General features: G+C 66.8%; 13 protein-coding genes. 6 read left to right on the forward strand and 7 right to left on the reverse strand.

Annotated features, from left to right (window positions below; translation table 11 throughout):
• Positions 1-144 precede the first annotated feature (144 nt).
• Complete coding sequence (locus AX676_RS04085; RefSeq protein WP_231726136.1) at positions 145-897, forward strand: sulfite exporter TauE/SafE family protein; 753 nt, start codon at positions 145-147, stop codon at positions 895-897.
• A 13-nt stretch (positions 898-910) separates the two neighbouring features.
• Here the strand turns inward: AX676_RS04085 and AX676_RS04090 are convergent, their stop codons facing one another.
• Together AX676_RS04090 and AX676_RS04095 are read right to left on the reverse strand one after the other, a co-directional pair.
• Positions 911-1,432, reverse strand: a complete 522-nt coding sequence (locus AX676_RS04090) for a carboxymuconolactone decarboxylase family protein (protein WP_066480773.1) — start codon at positions 1,430-1,432, stop codon at positions 911-913.
• Positions 1,433-1,590: 158 nt separating this feature from the next.
• The gene (locus AX676_RS04095) at positions 1,591-2,136 is read right to left on the reverse strand and encodes a peroxiredoxin (RefSeq protein ID WP_066480858.1); all 546 of its coding nucleotides are present in this window, start codon (positions 2,134-2,136) and stop codon (positions 1,591-1,593) included.
• Between the two features lie 156 nt (positions 2,137-2,292).
• Between AX676_RS04095 and AX676_RS04100 the strand changes: the two genes are divergently transcribed.
• Together AX676_RS04100 and AX676_RS04105 are read left to right on the forward strand one after the other, a co-directional pair.
• Positions 2,293-3,195: a hydrogen peroxide-inducible genes activator gene (locus AX676_RS04100; protein WP_066480770.1), complete on the forward strand. Its 903-nt coding sequence runs from the start codon at positions 2,293-2,295 to the stop codon at positions 3,193-3,195.
• Between the two features lie 108 nt (positions 3,196-3,303).
• Positions 3,304-3,951 carry a fasciclin domain-containing protein gene (locus tag AX676_RS04105; protein ID WP_082730960.1) on the forward strand — a complete coding sequence of 216 codons (648 nt, stop codon included), beginning with the start codon at positions 3,304-3,306 and terminating at the stop codon, positions 3,949-3,951.
• Between the two features lie 48 nt (positions 3,952-3,999).
• Here the strand turns inward: AX676_RS04105 and AX676_RS04110 are convergent, their stop codons facing one another.
• The 3 genes from AX676_RS04110 to pgsA are packed head-to-tail and all read right to left on the reverse strand — an operon-like array spanning position 4,000 to position 5,252.
• Positions 4,000-4,425 carry a molybdenum cofactor biosynthesis protein MoaE gene (locus tag AX676_RS04110; protein WP_443026041.1) on the reverse strand — a complete coding sequence of 142 codons (426 nt, stop codon included), beginning with the start codon at positions 4,423-4,425 and terminating at the stop codon, positions 4,000-4,002.
• Between the two features lie 14 nt (positions 4,426-4,439).
• The gene (moaD, locus tag AX676_RS04115; protein ID WP_066480767.1) at positions 4,440-4,697 is read right to left on the reverse strand and encodes a molybdopterin converting factor subunit 1; all 258 of its coding nucleotides are present in this window, start codon (positions 4,695-4,697) and stop codon (positions 4,440-4,442) included.
• The gene (gene pgsA / locus AX676_RS04120) at positions 4,698-5,252 is read right to left on the reverse strand and encodes a CDP-diacylglycerol--glycerol-3-phosphate 3-phosphatidyltransferase (protein WP_066480766.1); all 555 of its coding nucleotides are present in this window, start codon (positions 5,250-5,252) and stop codon (positions 4,698-4,700) included.
• Between the two features lie 110 nt (positions 5,253-5,362).
• Between pgsA and AX676_RS04125 the strand changes: the two genes are divergently transcribed.
• Entirely contained in the window at positions 5,363-6,655 is a 1,293-nt protein-coding gene (locus tag AX676_RS04125) for an MFS transporter (RefSeq protein ID WP_066480765.1), read from the forward strand.
• A gap of 15 nt (positions 6,656-6,670) precedes the next feature.
• Here the strand turns inward: AX676_RS04125 and AX676_RS04130 are convergent, their stop codons facing one another.
• Positions 6,671-6,853, reverse strand: a complete 183-nt coding sequence (locus tag AX676_RS04130) for a hypothetical protein (protein ID WP_066480764.1) — start codon at positions 6,851-6,853, stop codon at positions 6,671-6,673.
• Between the two features lie 143 nt (positions 6,854-6,996).
• Here AX676_RS04130 and AX676_RS04135 point away from each other — a divergent pair, with 143 nt between their 5' ends.
• Positions 6,997-8,511, forward strand: coding sequence for a tryptophan halogenase family protein (locus tag AX676_RS04135; RefSeq protein WP_066480760.1), 1,515 nt, complete (start codon positions 6,997-6,999; stop codon positions 8,509-8,511).
• A gap of 17 nt (positions 8,512-8,528) precedes the next feature.
• The gene (locus AX676_RS04140; protein ID WP_231726135.1) at positions 8,529-9,206 is read left to right on the forward strand and encodes a DUF6445 family protein; all 678 of its coding nucleotides are present in this window, start codon (positions 8,529-8,531) and stop codon (positions 9,204-9,206) included.
• A 3-nt stretch (positions 9,207-9,209) separates the two neighbouring features.
• Here AX676_RS04140 and AX676_RS18015 read toward each other — a convergent pair.
• On the reverse strand, positions 9,210-10,679 hold a 1,470-nt coding region (locus AX676_RS18015), incomplete at its 5' end, for a hypothetical protein (RefSeq protein WP_066544116.1).

Here is a 10,679-nt window from a genome sequence, read left to right on the forward strand (position 1 = left end):
TCGATCCGCTAATTTAGGCGTGCAGTCGCCCGATTTCCAGACACATGGCGGCATGGCTTGCACGCACTAAACTCGATCTATGTTGTCGGGTATGGCAGTTTCGGGAAGAAGCGCACGGTTGGTGCCGGAAGGATGGCGGTGTTGATGGGATTTGACATTGCCGGCCTCCTTCCCTTCATCGCGGTCGGCTTTGCCGCGCAGATGGTCGACGGCGCGCTGGGCATGGCGTTCGGCGCGATTTCGACGACGCTGATGGTCAGCCTGCTCGGGGTGCCGCCGTCGCGCGCCTCTTCGGCCGTCCATCTGGTCGAAATGTTCACGACCGCTGCGTCGGGTATCAGCCATATCGTCCAGCGCAACGTCGACTGGCGCCTGTTTGCCCGGCTGGTCATTCCGGGCGTGGTGGGCGGGGTGATCGGCGCCTATGTGCTGGTCAAGGTCGGCTCGGGGGCGCGGCCGTTCGTCATGGCCTATCTTGCCGGGATCGGCCTCTACCTGATCTTCCGTGCCTTTGGCGCGCCGCCCCGGCCACGCCAGCCGCGCGTCATCGCGCCGCTCGGGCTGGTCGGCGGCTTTCTGGACGCGGCGGGCGGCGGCGGATGGGGGCCGGTGGTCACGTCCAACCTGCTGGTTCAGGGCGCGAGCCCGCGCATGACGATCGGCACCGTCAACACGGCGGAGTTCGTGCTCACCACCGCGATCTCGATCACCTTCCTGATCACGCTGGGGATCGAGGCGTTCACCCAGGCGACGATCGGCGTGATGATCGGCGGGATCGCGGCGGCGCCGCTGGGGGCGATGCTGGTCAAGCGCGTCCGCCCGCGCTTCCTGCTCGGGCTGGTCGGCGTCGTCCTGACCGCCACCAGTGCGCTCAGCCTCTACGCCGCCCTCGCCTGACCGATTCCGACGTTCAGACCGCGACGGCGTGAACCGTCGCGACCGCCTTCATGACGGAGGCGATGCGCACCGCATTCTGGATCGTCTCCGCGGTCGTGCCGGCGCGCTTCAGCACCTGCTCGTGCGCGTCGATGCACTTGCCGCAGCCGTTCATGGCACTGACCGCCAGGCTGAACAGCTCGAAATCGACCTTGTCGATCCCCGGCGCGCCGATGACGTTCATGCGCAGCCGCGCGGGCAGGTTGGCATATTCCTGGTTCCCGGCGAGGTGAGTGAACCGGTAATAGACGTTGTTCATCGCCATCACCGCCGCCGCGGCCCGCGCGGCATTGGCCGCCTCGGGGGTCAGCTTGCCGGCCGCCTCGGCCTCGGTCGCGTCGACCAGCGGCTTGTGTCCGCTGCCATGGGCGCAAGCCAGCAACAGGCCGTATTTCTTCTGATCGTCGAGCGTCGCCTCGTTCAGCAGGGATCCGACATTCAGGCGGATGTCCTTGGCGAAATCGGGCAGCGTCGCGGCAAAATCCTTGAGCGACATCGGTCAGTCTCCGGTCAAATGACTCCCGCGCCCGGCAACGTCGGTGCCGGGACGGGAAGCGGTAAGGGACGATAGCTGGAAAGGGTAAAGCAGGGCGCGACCCGGCGGGAGGGAGGAGGAGCCGGCCGGATCGCGCCCTTTGGCAGGGGTAGGAACGCTTACGCCGCGGGGCGCAGCAGTTCCTCGCCCTTGTTCCAGTTGCACGGACACAGTTCGTCAGTCTGCAGCGCGTCGAGCACGCGCAGCGTTTCCTGCGGGTTGCGCCCGACGTTCAGGCCATTGACCGTCACGTGCTGGATAATGTTGTCCGGATCGATGATGAAGGTCGCGCGGAACGCGACATGCTCGTCCTTGTCGACGATGCCGAGCGCATCGGCAAGGACGCGGCCATTGTCGGCGATCCACGGGAAATCGGCCTTGGCCAGATCCTCGTCCGACCGACGCCACGCAAAGTGGACATGCGCGGTGTCGGTCGACGCGCCGATCAGCACGGCGTCACGATCCTCGAAATCGGCCTTGAGGCCGGCATAGCCGACGATCTCGGTCGGGCATACGAACGTGAAGTCCTTCGGCCAGTAGAACAGCACCTTCCACTTGCCCGGAAAGGCGGTGGTGAGATCGATCGTCTCGCCCGCGGGCAGCGCGTCGGTGCCCTGCTGGACCGGCAAGATGAACTGCGGGAGCTTGTCGCCAACGGTCAACATCGAAAAATCCTCCAAAATAGTGATCCAGCGCGAATGACCGGCATCGCCTCGCTGCGTCGCCGCATTCATGCTGCATTGCGATATAGGTCACTCGGCTCAGTGTTCAAATCGTTTATTTTCTGGAGATTGATTGACGCAGGCGATAAATGGGTCGGCATGAGCACCTCCTATCTGCCGACGTTGAAACAGCTCCAATATCTGGTCGCATTGCGCGACGCGGGGCATTTCGGCCGCGCCGCCGAAACCTGCTTCGTCACGCAATCGACGCTGTCGGCCGGCATCCGGGAGCTGGAGACGCTGATCGGCATAGTGCTGGTCGAGCGCACGCGCCGGGTCGTGCGGTTCACCCCGCTGGGCGACGCGATCGTCGACAAGGCGCGCAAGGTGCTGCGCGAGGCGGAAGAACTGAGCGACATGGCGCGCGCGGCCGGCAAGCCATTGTCGGGCGACATGCGCATGAGCGTCATTCCCACGATCGCGCCGTTCATGCTGCCCCGCATCCTGCCGCGGCTGCGCGCCGACTATCCCGACCTCAAGCTGTTCCTGCGCGAGGAGCCGAGTGCGGCGGCGTGCGAGGGGCTGGCGCATGGCCGTACCGACTGCGTCCTGCTCGCGCTGCCCTATGTCTGCGGCGATGTCGAGGTCGCGCCGCTGTTCGACGACCATCTCTATGTCGCCTTTCCTGGCGGCGAACCGACGACGCCCACCGGTCCGGTGGTCGCGGAGGATATCGACGAGACCCGCCTCCTGCTGCTGGAGGACGGCCATTGCCTGAAAGATCATGCGCTGGCCGCGTGCAACCATCCCGAACTGCGCGGTCAGGCGACGATGCTCGGGACCTCGTTGCACACCATCGTCCAGATGGTCGACAATGGCCTGGGCGTCACGATGCTGCCCAAGATGGCGGTCGATGCCGGCATCCTGGCGCACACCCGCGTCGTTGCCCGACCGCTCCATTCGGAGCGCGCGACCCGCAGCATCGCGCTGATCTGGCGCAGGGCGAGCCCGCGCGAGCGCGATTTTCGCCTGCTGGCCGGCGTGCTCGCCGCGCTGCGCTGAAACAAAAACCGGGTCGGGCGACGAAACCAACCAGCCTTTCGCCCGTATTTTTACAGCGCGTCAAACGCGGTTCCCTTTTCAATCACCGAAATGTCCGGAGTATCGCCCATGAAACCCCTTTCAGCCTTTCTGACCCTGACCCTCGGCGGTGCGGCGCTGGTGTCGCTGCCCGCATCGGCACAGACGGGCACCACGCCCGCCACGACGCCCGCAGCCACCGCGCCAGCCACGGCGAACCCGACGGTCGGCGGTGCGGAAATGGTGCCGACCAAGACCATCGTCGAAAATGCGGCGGCTGCAAACAATCTGAAAACCCTGGTCTCCGCGGTGAAGGCGGCTGGCCTTGATGCGACGCTGTCGGGTCCGGGTCCCTTCACCGTGTTCGCGCCGACCGACAGCGCCTTTGCGCGTCTCGCGCCCGGCACCGTCGACACGCTGCTGAAGCCGGAGAACAAGCCCCTGCTCACCAAGGTACTGACCTATCACGTCATCGCGGGTGCGCTGGATGCACAGACGCTGGCGAAACAGCTGACCGAAGCTGGCGGCACGCTGACGCTGACCACGGTTGCCGGCGATCCGATCACGGCGAAGCTCGAGAACAACGCGGTCGTGCTCAACGACGTCAACGGCAACAAGAGCTATGTCACGCAGTATGACGTGAAGCAGGCCAATGGCATCGTCCATGTCGTGAACGGCGTGCTGATCCCGCGCCAGGATGCGCCGGCGGCCGCGCCTGCCGAAACCCCGGCCGAGTAATCGGTCGTCCGCGCCGCCCCGGCCCCAGTGGCCGGGCGGCGCGGAGCGTTACGCCGTTCGCCAGCGATCCGCAGCTTCCGCGTCGGCAACGCGCGCAGTTACCCAGTCGGCACGCTCCCCGCGCTGTTCGCGCTTCCAGAACGGCGCGTCGGTCTTGAGCCGGTCGATCAGCATTGCGCACGCGGCCAGCGCGTCGCGGCGATGGGCGGCGGCACAGGCAACCAGCACGACCCGGTCGCCGGGAACCATCGTCCCCACCCTGTGCGTCACACTCACCGCGGCCAGCCCGAAACGTTCCGCCGCTTCCTCCGCGATCGCCGCCAGCACTTGCTCGGTCATGCCGGGATAATGTTCGAGCGTCAGCGCGGTCACGCCGTCGTCGGGGCGGACGATACCGGTGAAGCTTGCCACCGCACCGGCCCCGTTGCCCTCGACCTCCGCCAGCGTGGCAGCGACGTCGATCGCCGTCGTCATGACCGCGATCCGGATCATCCGCCGGTCACCGGGGGAAAGATCGCAACCTCGCGCGCGCCGGCGAGCGGCGTATCGAGCGCGGCGAATTTCTGGTCGATCGCGACGCGCAGCCGGTCGCGGTCGGCGAACGCCGCGGCATGCGCTTCGGATTGTTTCGCCAGCCAGTCGATCAGCTGCACGGCGGTGGTGACCGCTTCAGGCGGCGTGACCTGCTCCTCGCCCGTGCCGATACGTTCGCGCACCCACGCGAAATAGAGGAGCCTGAGCGCCATTCAGCTGTCCATGTGCTTCAGGCCGACGCGCAGATAGTCCCAGCCCGTCACCAGCGTCAGCAGCGCCGCCAGCCACAGCGTGACGATGCCGACCGTCAGCACCCAGGCGAGGTGCGGAACCGCCCCCGCCAGCACCAGCGCCCCGAGCGCGATCAGCTGCAGCGTCGTTTTCCATTTGGCCAACCGCGATACCGGCACCGAAACGCTGAGCTGCGCCAGAAATTCGCGCAGGCCCGACACCATGATCTCGCGCAGCAGGATGATCAGCGCGGCGATGACGTGCACCCCCTGGATCCACGCGGTCGCGACCAGCATTAGCACGACCGCGGCGACCATGACCTTGTCGGCGATCGGATCGAGAAACACGCCCAGCTTCGACACCGCCCCCTGCGCGCGGGCGAGATAGCCGTCGAAATAATCGGTGATGCCCATCAGGCAGTAGAGCGCGAACGCCGCCGCATAGCCGCTCGTCCAGTCCGGCCACCACAGGCACCAGACCAGCAACGGCACGGCAAAGATGCGCGAGAGCGTCAGGATGTTGGGCAATGTCAGCATGTCGCCGCCTGTCCTAGTCGAAATCCCGCCAGCTGCCAGCCCATTGCGGCCTTTCCCCGCCCTCGGCTATGGCAAGGGCCGTTCCGGTATTTCAGCAGGTCGCACCAGACATGAACAACGCGCTCGGATTGCTCAAGGAGCGCCGTTTCCTGCCGCTTTTCATCACCCAGTTCCTCGGTGCCTTCAACGACAACCTGTTCAAGACCGCGATGGTCCTGTTCGCGACCTATCACATCTTCAACGATCCGGCGGTCGAATCCAATTTCAACGCGCTGGCGACGGGACTTGCGCTGCTGCCCTTCTTCGCGCTGTCGGCACTGTCGGGGCAGCTGGCCGATACGATGGACAAGGCGCGGATCATCCGGCTGGTGAAGACCGCGGAAATCGTGATCATGCTGTTCGGCGCGGCGGGCCTGATGCTGGCGCAGATGGGCCAGGTCACCGCGGGCCTCGTCATCATGCTGAGCGCGGTGCTGATGCTCGGTGTGCACTCGACCTTCTTCGGCCCGATCAAATACGCGATCCTGCCCCAGCATCTGAAGGAGGACGAGGTGCTCGGCGGCACCGGCATGGTCGAGGCCGCGACCTATCTGTCGATCCTGATGGGGACGGTGATTGCGGGCTGGATCGCGGTCGAATGGGCGGCGGCGCTGGTGATCGTGGTGGCGCTGATCGGCTGGTGGGCGGGCCGGTTCGTGCCGCCCGCACCGCGCATGGGCCCGCCGCTCGCGCTCAACTACAATCCCTTCACCGCATCGTGGCGGCTGGTCTCTGCGACGATGCACATCCCCCGACTCTTCCTCGCGATCTGCGCGATCAGCTTTTTCTGGGCGATCGGCGCGGTGCTGATTGTGATCTTCCCGCCGCTGGTCAAGAACGTGCTGACCGCCGACGAACGCGTCGCCAGCCTGACCATCGCCATCTTCTCGATCGGGGTGGCGGTCGGATCGGTGATCATCAACGCCATGCTGCGCGGTCGCATCTCCGCCAGATATTCACCGGCATCGGTGCTGGTGATGGCCGTGTTCATCGTTGCCTTCTCGATCGAGTCGCGGATGTGGACCGCCGCCCCGGCTGGCACGCTCTATGGCATCGACGCCTTCATCCTTCAGCCCCAGGCGATGCTGGTGCTCGGCACGCTGGCGGCGATCGCGATCTTTGGCGGCATGTTCGTGGTGCCGCTCTATGCGTTCCTGACCACGACCGTGACCAAGGATCAGACCGCGCGCACCGTCGCCGCGAACAACGTCGTCAATTCAGGCGCGATGGTCGTGGGGGCGGCAACGGTCATCACCGCGACCACCGTGCTGAAGGTCACGCCGGAGGACATGCTGCTGATCGTCGCTGGAATGTGCCTGATTTCAGCGTGGATCGCGCAGAAACTGCACCGCGTGTGCGACTGAACCCCGCGCTGCGGGTCAGGCGATCATCGAATAGAAACAGATGAAAAAGGCGGTGAAGCTCATCACGAACAGCTTCAGGTCCTGATCATCGGCGTTCGACGCACGCACCCGCGGGCGAACGAGCTTAAGCCGTGCGCGCAGCGGGTGGCGGGGCGCCGGGGCGAATGCGGTTTGCCCGCGTTGGATCAGGTGCGACATGGTGCGAAGTTAACGCTTTGTTTACGATTTCGCGCCTGAAAAATCATGGTTAACGCCCGTCTCGAAACGGGACGCAGCCAGCGGGGGCACCGTGTCCGAGCCGGCCCATTCCTATCGGCGGAGCGTCTTGCTAGACCGTCGGCATGACCAATGATCGGATCGAGCGGATTGTGATCCTGGGCGGCGGGACCGCCGGGTGGATGACCGCGGCGGCACTCGGCCGCACCCTGGGCGCGACGGCCAGGGTGACGCTGCTCGAGTCGGAGGATATCGGCAGCGTCGGCGTCGGCGAGGCCACGATCCCGCCGATCCACTGGTTCAACGAGCTGGTCGGGATCGACGAAGCCACTTTCGTTGCGGAAACCAAGGCGAGCTTCAAGCTCGGCATCGAATTCGCCGACTGGACGCGGCCCGATCACCGCTACTTCCACCCGTTCGGCCAATATGGCGTCAACCTGCCCGGCGTCGCCTTTCACCATCGCTGGCTCAAGGCGCGGCGCGAGGGACTCGATATGCCGCTCGATGCGTTGTCGCTGCCCACCCAGCTGGCTTACGACAACCGCTTCGCCAAACCCGCGTCGGATCCGCGCTCGATCCTGTCGACGCTGGGCTATGCCTATCATTTCGACGCCGCGCTCTACGCCCGCTATTTGCGCGGCCTTGCGGAGGCGCGCGGGGTCACGCGCGTCGAGGGCAAGCTTGCCCATGTCGAGCGCAATGGCGAAAGCGGCTTCGTCACCGCGCTCGTCACCGAACGCGGCGAGCGGCTGGACGGCGACCTGTTCATCGACTGCTCGGGCTTTCGTGCGCTGCTGATCGAGGGTGAGCTGGAGGCGGGCTATGACGACTGGTCGCACTGGCTGCCCTGCGACCGCGCGGTCGCCATGCCATGCGCACGCGTGGCGGAGACGACGCCCTATACCCGGTCGACCGCGCGTGCCGCGGGCTGGCAGTGGCGCATCCCCCTCCAGCATCGCACCGGCAACGGCTATGTCTATTCCAGCCAGTTCGTCAGCGACGACGAAGCCGCCGCCACGCTTGCCGCGAATCTCGATGGCGAGGCGCTGGGCGATCCCCGCTTCCTGCGCTTCACGGCCGGGCGGCGGCGGCGTGCCTGGATCGGCAATGTCGTCGCGATCGGGCTCGCGGCCGGCTTCCTCGAGCCGCTGGAATCGACCAGCATCCACCTGATCCAGTCGGGGATCGTCAAGCTGCTCGCGCTGCTGCCCGACAAATCGTGCGATCCCGCGCTCGCCGATCGGTTCAACGCGGTGTTCAGCCGCGACATGGACAATATCAAGGACTTCCTGATCCTCCATTACCACGCGACCACCGACAAGCCCGAGCCGCTGTGGGAGTACTGCCGTCACATGGCGCTGCCCGACGGGTTGATCGAGCGCGAGCATCATTTCCGCACCACCGGGCGGATCATGGTCGAAACCGATGAACTGTTCCGCGAAGCGAGCTGGCTCGCGGTGTTCCACGGCCAGGGCATCGTGCCCCGCGGCTACAACCCGATCGCGGACACGTTCGATTCCGAAACCAACCGCCGCCAGGTTGAACAGGTCGCCGCGGCGATCGCGCGCGCGGTGCCGGCGCTGCCGCGCCACGATGCCGCCATCGCCAAGTTGATCGGCGCGACGCGCGCGGTCGCCTGACCATGGCGGCATCCGCGGTGCCCGCGCCCACGATCGTCGGTCGACGGATCGGCAACGAACATGAGCCGATCGTGATCGTCGACGATTTCGCGCCCGACCCGGCGGCACTGCGCGACTTTGCCGCCGAGCGCACGTTCGGCGTCCCGGTGACCGCCTATCCCGGCATTCGCGCGCCCGCGCCGCGGACCTATCTCGACGCCGCGCGGCCGATCCTGGCGACGATCTTCGGGCAGGCGTTCGGGCTCACCGGCGCGGCGCGCGTGATCGACCTCTGCTTCGCGATCGTGACGACGCCGCGCGAGCGCCTGACTCTCGAACAGCGCATCCCGCACATCGACGGTGCCGAGCCGGGGCGCGTGGCGATGGTGCATTTCCTGAGCGAGGCGGATCACGGCGGCACCGCGTTTTTCCGGCATCGTTCGACCGGGTTCGAAACGATCGGGCCCGACCGTACCGCAGCATATTATGCGACGCTCGACCGCGAGGTCCGCCGCGACGGCCCACCGCCCGCCGATTACATCCGGGGGTCCACCGCGCAATTCGAATGCCTGTGCGAAGTCGTGGCAAAACCCAACCGCGCGGTATTTTACCGCAGCGCACTGCTGCACAGCGGGGTGATTCCGCCGGACCTGCCGCTCAGCCCCGACCCGCGCGTCGGCCGGCTGACGATCACCGGCTTCTTCGCGGCGCGCTGAGCGTCAGTTCGCGGGCGGCTGGACCGCCAGATACACCGTGCTCCACAACTGCGCGGCGTTGGATTCGTCGACATCCTGCTTGCCCGCGCCGAACGCCACGACCTGATAGCGGCCATCGGCGAATGCCCAGGACCAGAGCTCCGAATTCTGGACCTCGCGCCCGACCTCGATCACGCGCCACAGCTCGGCCTGCGCCGTGCGCAGCCGCGCCCGCGTCGGCGGCGGCAAGTCGTCGCGCGCCAGCTGGCGTTCGAAACCGGCGGCGAGCAGCGCCTGCTGCCATGACCACACGACCGCGCCATGATATTTGGCGGGGGTGAAGTCCGCCTGGAGCTTGGGGCTGGCCAGCGCGGCATTGGCGACGACCAGTCCGATATCGGTCATCAATCCGGCCGGGAAAGGGCGCATGATCGACTGGACCATGACATCCAGGTCGGCGGGCGCGGGCCGTGTGAACAGCAGCGCGAAGCCCTCGTCCGAATGCAGGATCGGCACCGGCTTGCCCAGCGCATCGAGCGCGATTGCATGATAGACGAGCGGCGTGCGGCCCAGCGTCGCCAGCGCGGGTTCGGCCGGAATGCCCAGCGTCGCGGCATAGCTTTTGATGGCACTGCGCGCGCGATCGGCCGGCATCGTCACCCGGAAACGCGACGGCGCCTGGCCGCGCCATACCCGCGCCATCCGGCCGGCGTCGGCCAAAGCCTTGCGGTCGTCGGGGGTCAGATAGGGGTCGAGCAGCCCGCTGGCAGCCAGCCGCGCGGCGGCATCGAGCGCGGCGGGAACGAACACTGCGTTGACGTCATAGGCGTAACGCCCGCCGCCCAGCCCTTCATTGCTGTCGCGCCACTGCCCAGCCTGACGCCCGGGCTTGAGCGCGATCAGCTTGGCGGTGGTTGGCGACGCGGCAAAGGGGCCGGCCGATTTCAGGACGAAGCGAAGGTTGCGCACCAGCAGCGCACCGGCCGGGTCGCGCGCGCCCGGCTGCGCCTCGCTCACCACTGCGCGGGCGAGATAGGCGCGCGCCGCCGCCGCGTCGCCGCGCTCGAGCAGATAGCTCGCCGCCACCGGCGCCAGCATGTAATCGTCGTCGACCATGGCGTAGTCGAGCGTCGCCGCGTCGCTCGCCTCGCCCTTCGCGCCGCGCTCCAGCAGGGCAAACTCGCTCAGCGCTTCTTCGTGCGCCACCTCGCCATCGCGATCGAGCCGCGCGAGCACCGCGTTCAGCCCCGCTTCGATGGCGCCGGGCTGCAATGCGGGCATCAGCAGCCGCACCGACATCAGCGTATCGCGTCCGAAATAGGTGTTGAAGCGCCACGAGCCCGCCAGGAACTTCTCGCGATAGCTGAGGAAGCGCAGCGCGTTGCGCGCAGCCGGGTCGGCGGCGGCGCGATCGTTCAGCAGCTCGGCTTCGCTGAGGCCGGTCAGCGCCGGGTCGCCGGTCGCCGCGATGATCTCCAGCCGGATCCGCCCCCC

Origin of the sequence: Sphingomonas sp. CCH21-G11, from assembly GCF_001555965.1 — a bacterium.
In the GTDB taxonomy this organism is placed as follows: Bacteria; Pseudomonadota; Alphaproteobacteria; order Sphingomonadales; family Sphingomonadaceae; genus Sphingomonas.

Bases quoted from the DNA above. Each gene is read 5' to 3' on its own strand.
- pgsA (WP_066480766.1), bottom strand. From the start codon at position 5,252: ATGCTGACATTGCCCAACATCCTGACGCTCTCGCGCATCTTTGCCGTG.
- moaD (WP_066480767.1), bottom strand. From the start codon at position 4,697: ATGGCGCTCAGGCTCCTCTATTTCGCGTGGGTGCGCGAACGTATCGGC.
- AX676_RS04110 (WP_443026041.1), bottom strand. From the start codon at position 4,425: ATGACGACGGCGATCGACGTCGCTGCCACGCTGGCGGAGGTCGAGGGC.
- AX676_RS04105 (WP_082730960.1), top strand. From the start codon at position 3,304: ATGAAACCCCTTTCAGCCTTTCTGACCCTGACCCTCGGCGGTGCGGCG.
- AX676_RS04090 (WP_066480773.1), bottom strand. From the start codon at position 1,432: ATGTCGCTCAAGGATTTTGCCGCGACGCTGCCCGATTTCGCCAAGGAC.
- AX676_RS04130 (WP_066480764.1), bottom strand. From the start codon at position 6,853: ATGTCGCACCTGATCCAACGCGGGCAAACCGCATTCGCCCCGGCGCCC.
- AX676_RS04125 (WP_066480765.1), top strand. From the start codon at position 5,363: ATGAACAACGCGCTCGGATTGCTCAAGGAGCGCCGTTTCCTGCCGCTT.
- AX676_RS04135 (WP_066480760.1), top strand. From the start codon at position 6,997: ATGACCAATGATCGGATCGAGCGGATTGTGATCCTGGGCGGCGGGACC.
- AX676_RS04100 (WP_066480770.1), top strand. From the start codon at position 2,293: ATGAGCACCTCCTATCTGCCGACGTTGAAACAGCTCCAATATCTGGTC.
- AX676_RS04095 (WP_066480858.1), bottom strand. From the start codon at position 2,136: ATGTTGACCGTTGGCGACAAGCTCCCGCAGTTCATCTTGCCGGTCCAG.
- AX676_RS04085 (WP_231726136.1), top strand. From the start codon at position 145: ATGGGATTTGACATTGCCGGCCTCCTTCCCTTCATCGCGGTCGGCTTT.